The following is an 18,201-nucleotide window of genomic DNA, read 5'->3' on the forward strand; positions in this document are numbered from 1 at the left end:
TAGTTTTCGGGCGGTGCTCAGTGCGGGTTGGCCGGGCGGACGTCGCGTCACCCGCCGGGGCCTCGACCTCGTCGTCCGGCGCCTGTGCAGGGGCGGTGCCCGAGCCCCGGCGGTGCCGGTCGCCGTCGTCCTCCCCCGAGCCTGCGCAGGGGCGGCGGACGGGTGGTTCGGGAACGGGCTTTCCGGGTAGGCGGCGGGGGAGCCGGCCATCCGTCCGGTTCCAGGGAAGGGGCAGGTCATGTCACACCGTCAGCAGGGTGACAAGAACGAGCCGCTGGTCGACGGTTCGATACCCGCCGAGGACGACGCGCGCCTGCGCCACCCCGGCGACGACGCGATCGACGGGATGGACGACGGGTACGGGGCCGAGGTGAGCGCGGAGGACGTCCGGGTGGACGCGGAGACCCGGGCGGCGACGCTGTTCCCGCACCGGCCGATGTGAGGCGCGCCGCCCGGTTCGGCGTACTAGTTGAAATGAAAATCGTTTCCATATAGCGTGGGCCGGGTGACGCCTGAAACCGACAGCCATCGCGCCCCGGTCACGCTGCTGGCCGGCCTGCGCTCCCGTGCCACCGTCGCCGTGTCCGCGCTGCTCACCGACGCGGACCCGACGCTGCTCGTCGTCGCCCACGACCTCACGGATGTCGAGGCGGGCGTCGTGCGCCGGATCGTGTACGACGCCGCCGGGATCGTGGAGGTCGAGTCCGTGCCGCTGCGGTACGGGTGCTCCGCGTGCACCGTGCGGGACGCCACCCCGGCCGCGCTGGTCCGACTCGCGGGCGCGTACCCGGGCCGGCCGCTGCTCCTCGCCCTCCCGGAGGCCGTCGAACCGGAACCGGTCGCCGAGGCCATCGCCCGCTGGCGCCCCGCGCCGTCGGCCATGCCCGTGCCGCCGGCCGCGCCCGCGATACCGCCCCCGGCGGGGACGCGGTCCGCGCCCGGTACCCCGCAGGCACCCGGCACGCCACCGGCCGACGGGGCCGCGGCCACGTCACCGGACCGCGCCGGGCCCGTGCTGCACGCGATCGCGTCCGAGCCGCCCTCCGGCACCGCACCGCCGCGCCCCGACTCCGGGCCCGCGGCTCCGACGGCCGGCTCCGACCCGGGCGCGCCCGAGCCTCCCGCCGTCACCGTCCGCTCCGTCATCACCGCCGTCGACCCCGAGCTGCTGCTCGCCGACCTCGGCACCACCGACGACCTCGCCGACCACGGCCTCGCCGCCGGCCCGGGCGACCACCGCACCCTCGCGGAGGTGATCTCCCGCCAGGTCGAGTACGCGGACACCGTCGTCCTCTGCGCCGCCCCGGACGCCCCCGACGACCTGGTCCTCACCGCCGCCGCCGTCCTGCGCGGGCTCGCCCCGTGGGCCCGCCTCCTCCAGGAACCCACAGGAGCGGGCCTGCTCGGGACCGGCCGGCACGACCGGTCCGCCCCGGGCACCGCCGCACGCGGGCTGGAGGGACTGCCGGTCGGGGCCGACTACACCGAACACGGGGTGACGGGCACCGTGTTTCGTACCCGGCGGCCGTTCCATCCCGACCGGCTCAACGACGCGCTCGGGCCGGTGACCGACCAGGCGCTGCGGACCCGGGGGCACTGCTGGATCGCCACCCGGCCCGACCTGGCCCTGGTCTGGGAGTCGGCGGGCGGCGGGCTGTCGATCGGCGCGCACGGCCCGTGGCTCGACGCGCTGCCCGACGACCGGTGGTCCCGGGTCAGCCCGCAGCGCCGAGCGCTCGCCGCCGCCGACTGGAACCCGTACTACGGCGACCGGCGCACCGAACTCGCCTTCGTCGGCCTCGGGCTCGACGTCGCCGCCCTGCACCGCACGCTCGCGTCGTGCCTGCTCACCGACGCGGAACTCTCCGAGGGGGAGGACGGCTGGCGGGTACTCGTGGACCCGTTCGCGGAGTGCTTCGAGTACGCGGTACCCGACGAGTCCTGAGGGGTTCGAACCCCGCGGCCGGACATGGCGGAGGGCCCCTCCGGAGAGGGGCCCTCCGCGTCGGGACCTACGCCAGGCCGACGGACTTCAGCCACTCCTTGGCGACCTTGTCCGGGTCCTGCTTGTCGACCGACACCTTGCGCATCAGCTGGGTGAGGGTCGTGGTGTCGAGCTTCGGCGCGATCGCGTTCAGGGTGGTGCGGGCCTTCTCGCCCACGGCCTTGTTCACGATCGGCGTGACGTTCTGCGCGCCGAACAGCGCCTTCGGGTCGTCCAGCGCGACGAAGTCGTTGACCTCGAGCGCCGGGTCGGTGCTGAACAGGTTCGCCGCCTGGATGTCGCCCTTCTTCAGGGCGGAGACGGTGATCGGGCCGGCGACGTCGAGCGACCGGAAGTCCTTGAACTCCAGGCCGTAGACCTCCTTGAGGCCGACGATGCCCTGCCGGCGGGTCTTGAACTCCGGCGGGCCGCCGATCACGAGGTCCTTGGCCACCGGGCCCAGGTCCGCGATCGACTTCAGGTTGTACTTGGTGGCCGTCTCCTTCGTGACCGTCACCGAGTCCTTGTCCTCGGCCTTGGCCGAGTCGAGGAGCTCGACGGCCGCCGGGAGCTTGGCCTTCAGCGCCGTGTTCACCTCGGCGGTGGTGGCCGCCGCGTTGGTCTTGTCGAGGTAGGACAGCAGCGCCCCGTTATACTCCGGCAGCACCGACAGCCCACCGGACTCGAGCTGCTTGTAGATGACCTCGCGGCTGCCGATGTTGAGCTTGCGCTCGACCTTGACGCCCTTGGCCTCCAGCGCGGCCGCGTAGATCTCTGCGAGCAGGACGTTCTCCGTGAAGTTCGCCGAGCCGACGATCACGGTGCCGTTGTCAGCCGGCTTGCCGCTGTCGACCGGATTCTCGGTGTTCCCGCCGCAGGCGGCGAGCGCGAAGAGTGCGAGCAGCGTCAGGACGGCGCCGCGCATGTTGCGGACCATTACTCTCCTAGTGTTCTTTTCGCGATGAGACTTCTCATCCCGACGAAGGCCGCCTCGGTACCGAGGGCGAGCCCCACGACGATCACGGCGCCGCCGACCAGGGCGGGGAAGTCGCGGCGCGCGAGACCGTCGAAGATGAAGCGGCCGAGCCCGCCGAGCCCCACGTAGGCGGCGACGGTGGCCGTGGACACGATCTGGATGGCCGCGGTGCGCAGGCCGGTCACGATCAGGGGCATCGCCAGCGGCGTCTCCACCTGCCACAACACCTGGCCGCCGCGCATGCCCATGCCCCGGGCCGCGTCGACGGTCTCGCGGGGCACCTGGCGCACCCCCGCGTACGTGTTCACCAGGATCGACGGGATCGCCAGCGCCACCAGGGCAACCAGCACCGGGAACAGGCCGATCCCGCTCATCGTCACGACGAGCGCCAGGACCCCGGCGGTGGGCAGCGCGCGGGCCGCGTTCGACAGGTTCACCACGAGGAAGGCGCCCCGTTGGGTGTGCCCGATCAGCAGGCCGAGGGGGATGGCCACGGCGGCGGCGATCAGCAGGGACAGCGACGTGTAGTAGAGGTGTTCGAGGAGCCGGTTCGGGATGCCGTCCGAGCCGGTCCACTGCTCGGGCTGCTGGAACCAGTGCCAGGCGACACTGAAGATCCTCATCGACGGCTCCACGGGGTCAGCAACCGCTGGGTCAGGACCAGCAGCGAGTCCGCGACCAGCGCCAGCACGACGGTCAGCACGATGCCGACGACGATCGGGGTGAGGAAGTCGCGTTGCAGGCCGTCGGTGAACAGCTTGCCCAGCCCGCCGAACCCGATCAGCGCGCCCACCGACACCAGGCTGATGTTGGACACCGTCGCCACCCGCAGGCCGGCGAACACGACCGGGAGCGCGATCGGCAGCTCGATCTGGAGCAGCCGGCGCACCGCGCCGAAGCCCATCGCCACCGCCGACTGGCGCACCGACTCGGGCACGCCGCGCAGGCCGTCAACCACGTTGCGGACCAGCACCGACAGCGTGTACACGGTCAGGGGGGCGATCACCGTGGCGATGTTGAGGCCGGTGAAGTCGAGCATGAAGATGAACAGCGCCAGGGACGGCAGCGCGTACAGCGCGCTGGTGGCGGCGAGGACCACCCCGTACAACCGGGGCCAGCGGGCGCACGCCACGCCCAGCGGCAGCGCGATCAGCAGGCCGTAGAGCACGGGAGGGACGGCCATCGAGAGGTGCTCGAGGAGCAGGTCGCGGAAGTAGCCGAGGTGGTCGCCGACCCAGGGCCAGTTCACGGGGTACTCGCGTGGATCGTCGCCAGCGGGACCGTCCCCACCAGCCGGCCGTCGGCGTCCACGGCGACCGCGAGGCCCGCCGGGGACATGACGGCGCTGTCCAGGGCGCCGCGCATCGAGTCCCCGTCCAGCCGGAACACCCGGCCGACCGGCGTCACCGCCGCCCCCGACACGTCACCGGTCTCCGGCAGGTCCGCCGCCCTCGCCCAGCCGAGCGGGTGGGTGTGCGGGTCGCAGACGAGCAGCCACGCCGAGTCGTGTTGGGCGGCGAGCTGCCGGGCCCGGTCCACCGGGGTGTGTTCCGTCACAGCCGGGCCGTCGGAGGGGGTCAACCCGGCCGCGGACACCGTGGACAGCCGGCGCAGGCCCCGGTCGGTGCCGAGGAAGTCGTCCACGTACGCGTCCTTGGGAGCGGCGAGCAGGCGCTCCGGCGTGTCGTACTGCACGAGGCCGCCGCCCGGCCGGAACACCCCCACCTTGTCGCCCAGCCGGATCGCCTCGTCGATGTCGTGCGTGACGAACACGATCGTCTTGCGCAGGTGCGTCTGCAGGGCCAGCAGCTCGTCCTGCAGGGCCGCGCGCACCACCGGGTCCACGGCGCTGAACGGCTCGTCCATCAGCAGCACCGGCGGGTCGGCGGCCAGCGCCCGGGCCACCCCGACCCGCTGCTGCTGCCCGCCGGAAAGCTGGTGCGGATACCGGTCGGCGTGCCCGGCCGGCAGCCCGACCAGCTCCAACAGCTCCAGCGCCCGGGCCTTCGCCTTCTTCCGCGACCAGCCCAGCAGCAGCGGGACCGTCGCGATGTTGCGGGCCACCGTGCGGTGCGGGAACAGGCCGGCCTGCTGGATCACATACCCGATCTGGCGGCGCAGGGTCGGCGGGTCCGAGTCCTGCACGTCCTTGCCGTCGATCAGGATCCGGCCGCCGGTCGGCTCGATCATCCGGTTGATCATGCGCAGGGTGGTGGTCTTGCCACAGCCGGACGCGCCGACCAGCACGGTGATCCGGCCGGTGTCGATATCGAGGTCGAGGTTGGACACGGCGACCGTACCGTCGGGGAAACGCTTCGTGACCTGCTCGAATCGGATCAAGACCCGCCCCCCGGGACCGTGAACAAGACGATTCATCGTATTCGGAGGGTGTGACAAGACCAAGCAGGTTCCGTATGTAGATCAGGTATGCGCGTGCGGTGTCCGGTTTTGCGCCTGTTCGACGCGGGTCTCCAGCTCGGAGAGCCGGCTGTGGAACTCCGTCAGCCAGTTCTCGGTCTCGGCCCGCATCGTGTCGTTCACCCCGGCGACGAAGCCCCGGACCACCCCGATCAGGCGAACCGTGTCCTCGTGGCCGGGCTCGCGACCGGCGAGACCGACCATCTCCTCGGCCCAGCTGAGCTGGTAGTCGGCCAGGAGGCCCCGGAGGCTGGTGGCGGCGGTGAGGTGCCGGACCCACGCGGCCGAGTACCCGAAGAAGCGGTCGAAGCCCATGCAGCCCGCCGCCAGCGCCAGGGCGACGAAGCCCCAGTTGGCGAGGTCGGGGCGGTTCGCGGCGAGGGCGGTGACCGGGATCGCGCCGCCCATCGTGGCGAGTGTGATGGCGGAGGCGCGAAGGATGCGGGAGGTGCGGGCCTTCCTCGGCTTGCGGTGCATGTACCAGCCGATGGCGTCGAGGGCGGTGCGTTCGCCCCAGGAGTAGAGGAGGTCGAGGTTGGCCCGCGAGCTCCCGTCCTCCCAGGTCAGCACGGGAAAATCACTGAGCCCGAGATCCTTGTTCACCGGGTCCACCTCTCACCGTTCTTCTTGAATTCCCTGACGTAGGCGTTCGGAGGTGGTTCCAGGTCGGGGTGGATACGCGCGACCCGGTCGAGAACTGCGTTGATCTCCTCGGGAGGACTCTCTGCGATCAGGAGCGACAGCAGTTGTTGAAAGATCGCAGGAAGAGTCTCGATCAACCACACTGTCGAGTCGATCAGCCAGGTTGCTAGGGGATTGCATAGATTCGTCGGATGGTCCGGCCTGTTCAATAGCTCCACCGGCCCGGCATAAGGCACAAAAAACAGCGGCGGATAGTGGAGCAATTCCGGTCGCACGGGAGGCGGGGTGGCGGAGGTGACACGCAGACGAGGATTGGGGTCTCCCGCTAGCGGCTTGAGCGCCTCGACCTCGAACTCCGTTTGGATCAACGCGCGGTTGAGCAAGTCATGCACGCCGTTGAAGATCGGAGGAAGTGATTCACCGGATGCCTCATAGCTGGAGTTGCGTATTTCTGTGAGCCTGAGCTCCACGTCGTTGTGGATCTGGAAGTGATGCCGCACTTCGTCCACGCAAGCCGGCCCGAAGGAAGTCAACAGCACCGGCTCGGCGTGCCAAGCCCGATCGACTACAAGTGGATCTTCCAGAATATCTTTCAGCGTTCCAGGCTCGCCCCACGAGGCGAACACCTCCCGCGAGCCAAGGGAATGGACGACTGCGGCTCCGAGCACAGACTCCCAGCGGCCGACCGCTCGACGCACCGCGAGTTGGACAGCCGATCGCACGGTGAAAGGGGTGCCTAGGATCTGATCCCGAGCAACGTCGAGGTCTGGACGCAGTTGGTCGCTGAACCGGATGGCGCCGAGCAGAATCCATGGTGACCTGTTGTTATGACTCATGGCCGAGCGTGGTCCCGAAGACGTTTCTGGGGTGGGAATGATGATCCCGTTGTGCGACCAAGCCGTGAGTTCGCCCCATGAGAAGAGCTTAGTGAATTCATCTTTGACAGTATGGGATCCGACGTACAAACGCCATTCGTCGTCTGTGTTCAACAGGCGCTCGCGGAGCGTAAAGAGCCAGTACCGCTGCCACGGGGTTCGCTGAATTTTTGGTTCGCTAGTCTCCTTGGTGGACAGCCAAGTGACGACGACATCGCGGTCGTCTTGGCTGCACTTCTCGTCGACCAATTCGATCGCCGCCCGGACCATTTCTGGGTCCAACCGTCGGGCGACCGATATGCGGAGACGTCTTTCCTCGCTTTCCTGTTCTACCTGCCAATGCAGAGACAGGGAAACTGCGCAGGAGTAGTCAACGACGCATCGTCCCAGAATCGCCCGCACGGCCGGATCGATTTCGTTGATCAGGTCGGACGGCCAGCCGAGCAAAAGATCACTCCAGTCTGACGAACCGCGCTCCACTGGCACTCGGGGCACGACCGCCACAAGTTGCCCCTGCAGCTGAGGGGCTGCGCTCGCGCTGGTGAGGTCCAAGGGGAGGACAAGGATCTCGATGGGGCCGAGGTAGCACAGGGACCTTTCATCCGGAGAATCAGCGATGGCTGTCCAGGGCATCTGGGGTTCGCCGAGCCAGGGGACCGCTATGGGATCTACCGACGATCCACGAAGAATCGTCGCGTTGACCCGGACCATCACAGGCGAGGCCAGTAGGAGACTGTCGATCTCCGCTGCGATGTCAATGGGCTGAACTTCAACGCGTCCGGGGTCCACTCGGACGGCGATGCTCGTGCCAGGCTTCCTCCGGTACCCGTGTTCAGGTCCTTTCTTGGATGGCATCTTCGCCGGCTTCATGTCGCCCTTCTGGAGGACGAAAAACTCCTCGCTCCGTCCGATCGACAACCGGACCGGCTCGGCGAGGGTTCCGTCACCCAGCACTCGGCGGGTGGTCATCTCGACGGTGTCCCCGGCGAGGAAGCACGACAGCACCCCGATCCCGAATCTGCTGATTGGCGTGAAATCCAGGCCGGTACGGTCAGCGCGCAGCAGTTCCGCCCGGAACTCCGGCGAGCGGTAGTAGGACCGGCCGACCTTGAGGAAGAACCGCCGCACGGAGTCCTCGTCCATGCCGATGCCCGAGTCGTCGAAGCGGATCCACAGGTAGCCCGCCTCGTCCTCCCAGTAGGTGACGTCCACGGCCGGTTCCTCGCCGGGCAGGCCGAGTTCGGTGCGTAGCCGGACGGCGTCGATGCCGTTCTGTAACAGCTCGCGGAGGAACGCGTAGGGGTTCTGGTAGAGGTTCTTGCCCATGAACAGTTCGAGCACGTTCTGCCGGTCCAGGTCGAACCGGAATTCGCCGTAGACATAGCCCTCGCCCCGGATCTTGGTGCGTTCGATCCCGGCGGGCAGTCCGAGATCCTGCCAGTCGGGACAGAACGTCAGCAGAGCCCGGCACTGCTTGATCTCTTCCTCGATCACATCAAGGAAGGCGCGGACCGCGTGTTCGATGGCCGGGCTGGTCGGCCGTGCGGTGAAGCCGAGCAGGTAGTTGGGGGTGCGAGGCTCGGGGAATGAGAACCCGCCTGAGGACAGGTGCTTCCGCCACTCGTCGTCGCTCACGGTTCGCGCCGGCGTGTCTCGAGAGGCCAGTCCGAGGTGCTGGTAGATGCCGCGCGGTGTGCGGGTGGCATCGAAGTCCAGGATGTCCGCGAGTCGCAGCAGCACCGCACAGAACCGCAGGTCGCAACGGTCGTTGATTGGAACGTCCTCGAACTCGCCGGAGCGTAGCGCCGCCGCGTCCTGGTTGTGGCTGCGGCAGAGCACGATCAACGGGTCGCGCAGGCTGAAGCCGTGCCAGCGCAGCTTCTCGTCCGGGATCAGGTCGAGGTGTTCGCGGATCCGGTCGGCGTGGCGCCATCGGCAGTACCACTCGCGGAGGTTGGGGGTGACGCCCTTTTCGCGGAACTCGACGTAGGCCGCCGGGTGCGCCGTGAGGAAGTCCTGGAACTCGTCCTCGTCGGCGATGCCCGCCAGTTCGTCAGCCGTGTAGACCATGCCCAAGTCGTGCATGTACGCCGACAGGATCAGGAGCGCGGCTTCCAGCGGGGACACCCGGTCGAGCTGCGGGCCGAGGAGTTTCTCCATCAGGGTGAGTACGTTCTCGGAGTGCTGGCGGTCGTGCAGGGTGTAGGTGGGGAACGTCTGCACCACCAGTTTGAGCAGCCCCGCCGCGTGCTCGATCAGGTACTCCACATTGGCCTGGTTCTCCGTCGAACTCCTGGCCACGATGTCCCGCAGTTTCACCCTACGGACTGTAGTCACCTCCCCGGTTCCGCCCAGTCATGTATCTGACCGGCCCCGGTGACCGGAGCGGATCACAGGTCGGCGCCAGGGGGGCGGGTCCGGCACGCTCCGGTCCGCCGTGGACGGACCCGGGTCTTCGTGAGTGAAAAGGGCTGGCCCCTGGCGTTTTCGCAGGCCGCATCGTTCGGCTCCGGTCCGCCATGGATGGACGGCGCTCGGCTTTCGGGGGGATTCCTCCCGGGCGTGCCGAACGGGTCGATCCTTGGGTAAGTTAGCTGTCTCCGACCGCTTTCCGTGATCGACCGGACCACGACCCCTGGAGAGAGCGTGCCTGAGTTGAACGAGTCCGCAGTGGAGCCGGTCTCCGACGAGGGGCGGGCCCCGGAGTCCGCGACCGTGCGGCCGGCTTCCGACGGCCGGGTCGCCGAGCCGGTCGCCGCCCCGGACCCGCTCGACCTCCGCCTGGGCCGGATCGAGGCCGCCCTCGGTGACGTCGCCGCCGCCCGGGAGCGCACCATCGACCGCCTGCACGAGGAGAACCAGCGGCTCCGGGTCGGCGAGCGCCAACTGCTGCTCCGCCCCCTGGTCACCGACCTGCACCGGCTCCGCGACGACCTGCTCCGCCAGGCCGGCGCCCTGCCCGGGGAGATCACCCGGGAGCAGACCGCCGCGCTGCTGGCCTCCTATGTGGTGAGCGTCGAGCAGACCCTGGAGCGGTGCGGGGTGCGGGTGCTGACGGTGGCGCCGGGGGACCCGTACGACCCGTACCGGCACCGGGCCGTCGGGACCGTGCCGGCCGCGGGGCCCGAGGGGGACGGGCTGGTCGCGGAGGTGCTCGGCGACGGGTACCACGACGCGGTGTCCGACCGGGTCGTCGCGCCGGCCGCCGTGCGGGTCGCCCGCTGGACCCCGCCGGCCGAGCCGGAACCGACCCCGCAGGCGTAGCCCGACCCGTGGGCGTAACCCGACCCGCGGGCGTAGCCCGACCGGACCCCGACCGCCGCCGACCGGCCCAGACGAGCCCCTGACCGGCAAGGAGAAGGACCATGACCGACGAGACCGACGTGTACTGCGGCATCGACCTCGGCACCACGTACTCCGCCATCGCCTACGTCGACGAGACGGCGCGCCCGACCATGGTGCGCAGCCTGATGGAGAGCGAGGAGACCACCCCCTCCGTCGTGTACTTCGAGAGCGGTAGCGACGTCGTGGTCGGCCGCACCGCGAAGGAGTACGCCCGGGTGTACCCGGACCGGGTGGTCTCCCTGGTCAAGCGCTCGATGGGCCAGGAGCGGCACTGGATCATCGACGACGTCGAGCACACCCCGGAGTCGATCTCGGCGCTGATCCTCAAGCAGCTGGTCCAGGACGCCCGCGCGCACACCGGCCGCGAGGTCCGCAAGGTGGTCATCACCGTCCCGGCGTACTTCGGCATGCTGGAGCGCGACGCGACCCGCAAGGCCGGCGAGATCGCGGGGCTGGACGTGATCGGCATCGTCCCCGAGCCGGTGGCCGCCGCGCTCCAGTACGAGGTGGCGACGGGTGCCGAGCGCACCGTGCTCGTCTACGACCTGGGCGGCGGCACCTTCGACACCACGGTCATCCGGATCACCTCCGACGCGATCGAGGTGCTCTGCACGGACGGCGACCAGCAGCTCGGCGGCGCGGACTGGGACGCCCGCCTGGTCCGGTACCTGCTGGGCGAGTTCACCGCCCGGGCCGGGGTGGACGAGGACCTGGCGGAGGACGACCAGTTCATGCAGGAGCTGGTCAACACCGCCGAGAACGCCAAGAAGCGGCTGTCGCAGTCGAGGTCCGCGCCGATCCCGCTGCGGGCCGGCGGGGTGCCGGTGACCGTCGAGCTGACCCGGGAGATCTTCGAGGAGCAGACCCGGGACCTGCTGGACCGGACCATCGAGTACACGAAGAGGACGCTCGTGAAGCTCGCGGAGAAGGCCCCCGGCGTCACGGTGGACGAGGTGCTGCTGGTCGGCGGCTCGACGAAGATGCCGGCCGTCGCCGAGCGGCTGCGCGCCGAGTTCGGCTGGGAGCCCCGGCTGCACGACCCGGACCTGGCGGTGGCCAAGGGCGCGGCCCGGTTCGCGCTGAACCGCTCGGTGTGGGAGTGGGACACCACGAAGGGAGCCCAGACCCCCGCCCAGCGCGAGGAGCGGATCGCGGACCTGGCCCGGCGCACCGGCCTGTCGGCGGAGGCCATCGCGTCCGTCGCGGCGAAGCGGATCACGAACGTGCTGCCCAAGGCGTTCGGCGTGAAGCTCGTGGACACCGGGGTGCCGCGCTGGGAGGACGACATCGAGGGCGCCTCCTACATCAACCACATGGTGCACGCCGACGAGGCGCTGCCCCGGACCGCCCGGCTGGACTCGTCCACCATCGTGCCGAACCAGACCGAGGTCCTGGTCGAGCTGTACGAGCAGGCCGGCTCCGAGGAGAGCCGCGACCTGGCCGCCAACAAGCCGGTCGACCACGGCTCCGGCCTGATCTCGGGCCTGCCGCCGATGCCGGTCGGCTCGCCGCTGGACATCGCGATGACCGTGGACGACGAGGGCCTGCTCACGGTCACCGCCGTCGAGCCGAGCTCCGGCAAGGACCTGACCATCGAGGTCCGGGTCAGCGTGCTCAGCGAGGAGGAGGTCGACCAGGCCAAGCGGACGGTCGCGGCGATCTCGGTCCGGGGCTGACCCGTGCCGTTCGATCCGGTCGGCTACGAGAGGGAGGTGCTCCGGCCGCTGCGCAAGCTGCTCGGGGCGCTCCCCGGCGACCTGGTCACCCGGTACGCGGTGGAGCCCGGCATGGACTCCGCGCAGCTGGAGAAGCACCTGCGCGCCGTCCGGGCCCTGTGGAACCGCAAGCAGGCCAACGGGCAGACCAGCCTGGGCCGGGTCTGCCAGCAGATGATCAGCGCCGACGAGGAGCTGAAGCGGACGGCCGGCGCGCGGATGACCGACCCGGCGTGGTGGCGCGAGCAGGCCCGCGACTACGAGGGCCGGCTCAAGCCGCAGCACGACCAGCTGGTGACCGACATGCGCGCCTCGTACGGCGGCTCCGGCCGGATCACCCGCACCCAGCTCGACATGATCGCCGGCACCCGCGCCGAGCTGGGCGTCGACCGGGTGCGCCGGGCCGCCGTCGACGCGGGCCTGACCGTGGTCGACGGGGTGGACCTGCCGGCGGAGCCCGGCCTGGACCGCACGGCATGGGCCGACCTGCGCGAACAGCTGCGCACCGCGCACGCCCGGACCGTGGTGCACCTGCTGCACCCGGGGCTGACCAGGCCGTTCGCGCTGGTCCGCCGGTTCGAGGTGCCCGGCCAGCCGAGTCTGCGGCTGGACGAGGCGACCCTGCGGCGGCGGGCCCAGGACTCCGAGCGCACCGCCGACTCCCCGGCGGTCCGGGCGGCCAAGGCGGCGCTGGCGATCCTGCGCACCGCAGTGGACCGGGGCCTGGACCTGCGGACCCTCGCGCTGTACCACGTGGTCGAGGTCGTCCGGTCGATGCGCGACGAGGGCATGCCGGAGGCGCTGCTGGTCACCGAGGCCGCCGGCCTGGGCCTCACCAAGGACGACGCCGGCCTGCTCGTGGCCAGCCTGCCCCCGGGCCGGGGCGCGCCGGCCCGCCCCGCCGACCGGGTCCGCGAACTCCTGGCCGCCGGTGAACTCGCCGCCGCCCGGTCCGCGCTCGCCGCGCTGGCGACCACCGACCCGGACCACGAGGCGGTCACCGCCCAGGTCCGGGCCGCCACCGACCGGCTGGTCGCCCTGCTGCACGAGGCCGCGGCGGCGGCGACGGCCGGCAGGGAGGGCGAGGCCGAACGGCTGCTCCGCGAGGCGGCCGCCATCGACGCGGCCGACAGTGCCCTGGCGCTCCAGCTCCGCCGGCTGCCGGTCGCCGCCGCGCTCGACGTCACCGCGATCCCGGCCGGCGGTGTCGTCCGGCTCGCCTGGCGCGCGCCGCTGTCGGGGTCCACGGACCTGCGGTACCGGGTGCTGCGCGCCGAGGGCCGGCCGCCGGAGCACGAACGCGACGGGGTGGTGGTCGCGGACACGGCCGCCGCCCGCGCCGAGGACGTGCCGCCGGTGGCCCGCCGGTTCCGTTACGCGGTGTTCGTGGCCGCGCCCGACCGCGCCTGGTCCCGGCCGGCCGGCTCCGCGGAGCTGGAGCTGCTGCCCCCGGTCGTGGACGTGCGGCTCCTCGCGCACGCCGACCACGTGGTCGGCTCCTGGCAGGCGCATCCCGGCGCGGTCCGGATCGCGGTCACCCGCACCGTCGGCCGCCCGCCCGCCGGGCCCGCGGACGGCACCCCCGTCCCGGTCACCGGCTCGTCCTTCGTGGACCCGGACGTCACCGAGGGCGTGGAACACTTCTACGGCCTCACCGCCGTGTACCGGGCCGCCGACGGCACCGAACGCCCCGCCCCGACCGTGGTGGAGTCCGCGGTGCCCCGGGGCGCGGCGACCGCCGTGGCGGACCTGGACGCCGTTCCCGTGACGGTCGCCGGCCGGGTCGTGCTCCGGCTGTCGTGGTCCGGCGACGGGGAGGTGGTGCTCCGGCGGTCCGGGGCCGCCCCCGGCTGGCCGGTCGGCGAGACCGTCGAGATCACCACCATGCGGGGGTACGGGCAGCCGGTCACCGGCCACCGCCGGCACGACGGGGGCCGATCGGTCCTGGACACCGAGGCGCCCAACGGCCACCACTTCTACGTGCCGTTCGCGGTGGGCGGCACGGGCGCGGTCGTCGGCCGGCCGGTGGCGGTGGGCCTGAGCACGCCGGTCCGGGGCCTGAGCGCCCGCCGGTCCGGGGACAGGGTGGTGGTGTCCTGGGAGTGGCCGGAGGACGTCGGGCTCGCCGAGGTCACCTGGACGACCCCGGAGGGTACGACGACCCGGCAGGTCAGCCGGGCGCAGTACGCGGACGGGTGCGTGCTGCCCGTCGGGGCCGGGGGCGGCACCGCCGAGGTGCGGGGCATCGCGGTCGGGCCGCACGGGCAGGCGGTGTCCCTGCCGGTCGCCGTGGCCGTGTCCGGACTACCGGCCCGACTGTCGTACACGATCGCGCGCCGGCCCGGCCTGCGGCACAGGCTGTCCCGGGAGCGGATCGTCACGGTCCGCGCGGACCGGGCCTGCGCAGGGCTGGAACTCGTCGTCGTGCTCGCCCCGGGCATCGTGCTGCCGTCGACCCCCGAGCAGGGCATGCCGCTGGCGCACTGGACCGGCGAGCTGGCCCCGGGCGGGACGGCGGAGTTCGCGTTCGAGCTGCCGGCGTCGGCCCGGGCCCCGTACTGGCTGCGGTGCTTCGTCACCCGGCCCGCCGACGTCCTGGCCGTCGACCCGCCGCTCGCAGAACTCAAGGTGACTCGATGAGCCGCACCGCCTGCCCGTACTGCTACCACCGGATCGCCTCGCACCGCCTCTGGTACCAGTGCACGGGTCGCGGGGTCCCCGGCCGGCAGGGCTGTGCCTCCGATGTGGACACAGCCCGACAGGCCGAGACCGGGTTCCAGGGCCGCACCCGGCCGGCGTACGGCCCGTCGCTGCCCGTCGGGCCGGCCCCCGCGAAGGCCCCGTGCCCCGCGTGCGGGGGCGAGTCGGGGATCCGGGTCTGTCCGTGCTGCCACACCCCGCTGTCGCCCAACTTCGCCGGCTCGCGCAGCCCGCTGATCGCTATGGTCGGCGCGAAGGGCACCGGCAAAACCGTGTACCTGACCGTGCTCGCCCACGAGCTGCGGGCCGGCCTGCGCCGCCGGTTCGGGGCCGACGTGCGGCTGTCGGGCGACCGGCAGGGCGACGCGGCCTCCCCGCTGGTGTGGCTGCAACAGAACGTCGACGCCGTGTACGACGACCGCCGGCTGTTCGCCCAGACCGCCCAGGCCCAGGCGGGCCGGCGCGAGCCCCTCGTGTTCGAGTGGCGGCAGGAACACCGCCGGCTCGGCCGTACCAGTCTGCGAACGTCCTATCTGTCCTTCTACGACACGGCCGGCGAGGACCTGACCACCCAGAGCAACGCCGTGGAGCTGGCCTACCTCGGGGCCGCCGACGCGCTGATCCTGCTGCTCGACCCGTTCATGCTGCCCCAGGCCCGCCAACGCCTCGGCCTGCCGCGGGCCGCGATGACCTCGGAGGAGGCCACCCTCGACGTCGTCGGCCGGGTGACCGACGCGCTGCGGGTCAGCCACGGCGTCAAGCCCCGCAAACGGATCCCGATCCCGGTGTCCGTGGCGTTCGCGAAGATCGACGGGCTGTTCGACCTGCTCGGCCCCGACCACCCGCTGCTGGCCACCCCGCCGCCCGTGCCCTACTACGACGAGCCCGCCGGCCAGGACACCCACGAACGGATCCGCGCCCTGCTCGACGAACTCGGCGCGGACAACGTCGACGCGCACCTGCGCCTCAACTACGACAACTTCCGGTACTTCGGGGTCTCGGCCCTCGGCGCGCCCCCCGACTACGAGGCCGGCGTCGTCGACCCGGGCGGGGTCCGGCCGCACCGGGTCGACGAGCCGCTGGTCTGGCTGCTCGGCGGGTTCGGGGTCGTCCCGGTCGGGAGGAAGTGATGGACACCCTCGTCTACACCGACTGCCGGCCAGGTCAGGGGCTGCGCGGCACCGCCGGGCTCCAGTTCCAGGCGAAGTCGCCCGGCGCGGACTCCGAGGCGATGGCCCTCGTCCAACGCGCCCTGCTCTACGAGCCCCCGCCCGCCTGGATGCGCGAACGCCGTCCCGTCGCCGACTACCCGACCTCCCTCGCGCACGTCTCCGACGGCATCCTGGCCACCGCCAGCGGCGTCTACCTGGGCCGCGAGGCCAACGGCACCCGCGAGGGCAACCAGCTCACCCACGCGATCGTCACCCGCGACCCCGCCGACTACGGGCCGGTCCGCCCCGCGCAGCTGTTCGGCGCCCCGTTCTGGCGCACCTCGCCGATGGACGGCACCGCCAGCCCCGTCGTCGAAGCCGGGCCGGGGCCGCTGGACGCCGAGACGGTGCGGGACTTCGTCCAGAGCCAGTCCGACGGGGTACGCCGGCTCGGCACCCTGCTCGCGGCCCTGCGCGCGCTCGGTACGCCGGGCGCGCGCCGGGTGCTGTTCGTCGCCGACCGGCCCGGCCCGGTGCTCACCTGGCTCGCCGCCGGCACCCTGCTGCTGCCCCAACGGGTCGCCCTCGGGATCGGGTTCAAGGTGTTCACCACCAACCCGGCGTACGCCGAACAGCCCGTCCTCGCCGTGCACCCCGACGCCGGCCCGGTGCCCGCCGACGACTACCTCGTGTTCGACCTGGTCCGCGACGCGTGGGCCGACGGGCCCGTCGACCCGGTCGCCCTGGACTGGGCGGGGCTGTTCGCGGCCGGGGACCCGTACGACGTGACCGACGCGGTGGAGATCGCCGCCGGGTCGGGGCTCGCGGACGGGGCGGCGCTGGCGCTGGGGGCGGCGGCGGTGCTCGGGGCGCGTCCCGCCGGGGAGCACCTGCCGGCCGTGGTGCGGTGGCTGACGGACGGCGCGCCCGCGCTGGTGGAGGCGTACGGGGCGGCGGTCGTGGACACCGTCGCCGCCGATGTGACCGGGTGGGCCGTCGCCGTGCTCCGGGATCTGGACCGGGTCACCCGGGACGGGCGGTTCCCGGGGCGGGCGGCGGATGTGCGGATCGCGCTGCTGGAGGCCGAGGCGCGGGAGGCGGCGGCCACGGTGTCCGACGGGCCCGCCGGGCGGCCGGGCGCCGGCAGCGGTTCGCTGGCCGATGGCTCCCCGGGACCCGGCGCTGCCCCGCCGCCCGCGTCCGGGGACGCGGACCCGCTGGCCCCGCTGGCCCGCCACGAGTGGACCCCCCGCGACGACGGCCGCGCCGCCGACGTCCTCGCCCGTGCCCTCGCCGGAGCCCACGGCCCCGCGTTCGACGCGGTGCTCCGGGTCGCGAGCCGGTTCGGACTACCCGCGCCGATCGACCGGGTACCCGCCGACGTGGCCCGGTTCGTGACCCACTGGGACCAGGCCGGCGACGTGTACGACCCGGGGCGGTGGCCCGACGGCGCGCACCTCACCGACCTGCTGTGCGACCGGCTGCTCGCCGTCCTCGACCGCGCCCCGGACCGCGCCGACGCCCTGGGCGACCGGTGGTGGCGGCGGCTGATCGGCCGGGTCGTGGATCCCGCGAGCCCGCTGGACCGGGCCGTGATGGGCGCGGCGATGGCGGGCGGCTCCGAGCGGTACCGGCTGGAACTGCTCGGTTTCGACCTGGACAAGGCCCGGGGCGACCGGGACGCGGCGGGGGCGGCGTGCGCGGCCCTGTGGCGGCGGGTCACGCCCACCGCCGCCGAACTGGAACTCGTCCGCGACCGGGCCCCCGTCGGTACCCGGATCGGTCCGTCCGCCGTCGACCGGCACATCCGCGCGGCCCGGGTCACCCCCGCCGGACTGCGGGCCGCCATCGTCCTCGGCCACGCGCTCGTCGACCGGTCCCTGGTCCCCGAACCGGGCCAGGACCTCGACGGACTCCTCGCCGACGAGGCCACCCTGCGCGGCGTCACCGACGGGATGGCCGCCCCGGAACTGCGCACCGACGACATCCTCGGCCGGCTGCGGTCCGTGGCCGTCGACGTCGTCGCCGCGCACGGGAGCGAACTGGTCGCCGCGATGCTCGACTGTGGCCGGCCGGCGCTGGTCACCCACCTGCTGCTCGACGTGCCGACCGGCGTCCGCGCGCACTACTACCAGGAACTCGCCGCCCGGGTCACCGCCGACGGTTCCCCGGGGGACGTGCTGATGGCGGCCCTGCTGCGCGGCGGCCGGCCCACCGTCCTCGACCAGGCGCTGGCGCACTGGCTGGCCCGCGCCGACGAGTCCGCCGTGTCCGCCGTCGCCGGGGAACTGGCCGACCTCGGCGACCAGCACCGCGCGGCCGACTGGGCGACCTGGGCCGCCGGGACCCGCCGGAGCCGCGGCATCAAGCGGTTCCTGCCCCGGAGGAGGTGACG

The 18,201-nt window shown here is 72.2% G+C and carries 13 protein-coding genes; 7 read left to right on the top strand and 6 right to left on the bottom strand.

Features of this window, described 5'->3' with window-relative positions; translation table 11 throughout:
* Nucleotides 1–238 precede the first annotated feature (238 nt).
* Together PT931_RS30280 and PT931_RS30285 are read left to right on the top strand one after the other, a co-directional pair.
* On the top strand, nucleotides 239–442 hold the full coding sequence (locus PT931_RS30280; RefSeq protein WP_456249127.1) for a hypothetical protein: 204 nt from the start codon (nucleotides 239–241) through the stop codon (nucleotides 440–442).
* A 63-nt stretch (nucleotides 443–505) separates the two neighbouring features.
* A complete protein-coding gene (locus PT931_RS30285; protein ID WP_456249128.1) occupies nucleotides 506–1,945 on the top strand; it encodes a GTP-binding protein in 1,440 nt (479 codons plus the stop codon).
* A gap of 67 nt (nucleotides 1,946–2,012) precedes the next feature.
* Here PT931_RS30285 and PT931_RS30290 read toward each other — a convergent pair whose 3' ends face one another.
* The 6 genes from PT931_RS30290 to PT931_RS30315 are packed head-to-tail and all read right to left on the bottom strand — an operon-like array spanning nucleotide 2,013 to nucleotide 9,214.
* Nucleotides 2,013–2,909, bottom strand: a complete 897-nt coding sequence (locus tag PT931_RS30290) for an ABC transporter substrate-binding protein (protein ID WP_456249129.1) — start codon at nucleotides 2,907–2,909, stop codon at nucleotides 2,013–2,015.
* An 11-nt stretch (nucleotides 2,910–2,920) separates the two neighbouring features.
* Complete coding sequence (locus tag PT931_RS30295; protein WP_456249130.1) at nucleotides 2,921–3,583, bottom strand: ABC transporter permease; 663 nt, start codon at nucleotides 3,581–3,583, stop codon at nucleotides 2,921–2,923.
* Nucleotides 3,580–4,209, bottom strand: coding sequence for an ABC transporter permease (locus PT931_RS30300; protein ID WP_456249131.1), 630 nt, complete (start codon nucleotides 4,207–4,209; stop codon nucleotides 3,580–3,582). The genes PT931_RS30295 and PT931_RS30300 overlap by 4 nt, the downstream gene beginning before the upstream one ends.
* Nucleotides 4,206–5,336, bottom strand: coding sequence for an ABC transporter ATP-binding protein (locus tag PT931_RS30305; protein ID WP_456249132.1), 1,131 nt, complete (start codon nucleotides 5,334–5,336; stop codon nucleotides 4,206–4,208). The genes PT931_RS30300 and PT931_RS30305 overlap by 4 nt, the downstream gene beginning before the upstream one ends.
* A 45-nt stretch (nucleotides 5,337–5,381) precedes the next feature.
* The gene (locus PT931_RS30310; RefSeq protein ID WP_456249133.1) at nucleotides 5,382–5,981 is read right to left on the bottom strand and encodes an SLATT domain-containing protein; all 600 of its coding nucleotides are present in this window, start codon (nucleotides 5,979–5,981) and stop codon (nucleotides 5,382–5,384) included.
* Nucleotides 5,978–9,214, bottom strand: a complete 3,237-nt coding sequence (locus PT931_RS30315) for an HD domain-containing protein (RefSeq protein WP_456249134.1) — start codon at nucleotides 9,212–9,214, stop codon at nucleotides 5,978–5,980. Before PT931_RS30315 ends, PT931_RS30310 begins: the two co-directional genes overlap by 4 nt.
* Before the next feature lie 327 nt (nucleotides 9,215–9,541).
* On the opposite strand from PT931_RS30315, the gene grpE reads away from it, so the two are divergent.
* The 5 genes from grpE to PT931_RS30340 all read left to right on the top strand — a co-directional run bounded on the left by grpE (nucleotide 9,542) and on the right by PT931_RS30340 (nucleotide 18,199).
* Complete coding sequence (grpE, locus tag PT931_RS30320; RefSeq protein WP_456249135.1) at nucleotides 9,542–10,159, top strand: nucleotide exchange factor GrpE; 618 nt, start codon at nucleotides 9,542–9,544, stop codon at nucleotides 10,157–10,159.
* A gap of 101 nt (nucleotides 10,160–10,260) precedes the next feature.
* Complete coding sequence (locus tag PT931_RS30325) at nucleotides 10,261–11,916, top strand: Hsp70 family protein (protein WP_456249136.1); 1,656 nt, start codon at nucleotides 10,261–10,263, stop codon at nucleotides 11,914–11,916.
* A 3-nt stretch (nucleotides 11,917–11,919) separates the two neighbouring features.
* Nucleotides 11,920–14,595 (top strand): hypothetical protein, encoded by a 2,676-nt coding sequence (locus PT931_RS30330; RefSeq protein WP_456249137.1) that lies wholly within the window; start codon nucleotides 11,920–11,922, stop codon nucleotides 14,593–14,595.
* The gene (locus PT931_RS30335) at nucleotides 14,592–15,785 is read left to right on the top strand and encodes a hypothetical protein (protein WP_456249138.1); all 1,194 of its coding nucleotides are present in this window, start codon (nucleotides 14,592–14,594) and stop codon (nucleotides 15,783–15,785) included. Before PT931_RS30330 ends, PT931_RS30335 begins: the two co-directional genes overlap by 4 nt.
* Complete coding sequence (locus PT931_RS30340) at nucleotides 15,785–18,199, top strand: GTPase-associated protein 1-related protein (protein ID WP_456249139.1); 2,415 nt, start codon at nucleotides 15,785–15,787, stop codon at nucleotides 18,197–18,199. Before PT931_RS30335 ends, PT931_RS30340 begins: the two co-directional genes overlap by 1 nt.
* Nucleotides 18,200–18,201 lie beyond the last annotated feature (2 nt).

The organism is Longispora urticae (genome assembly GCF_053902585.1).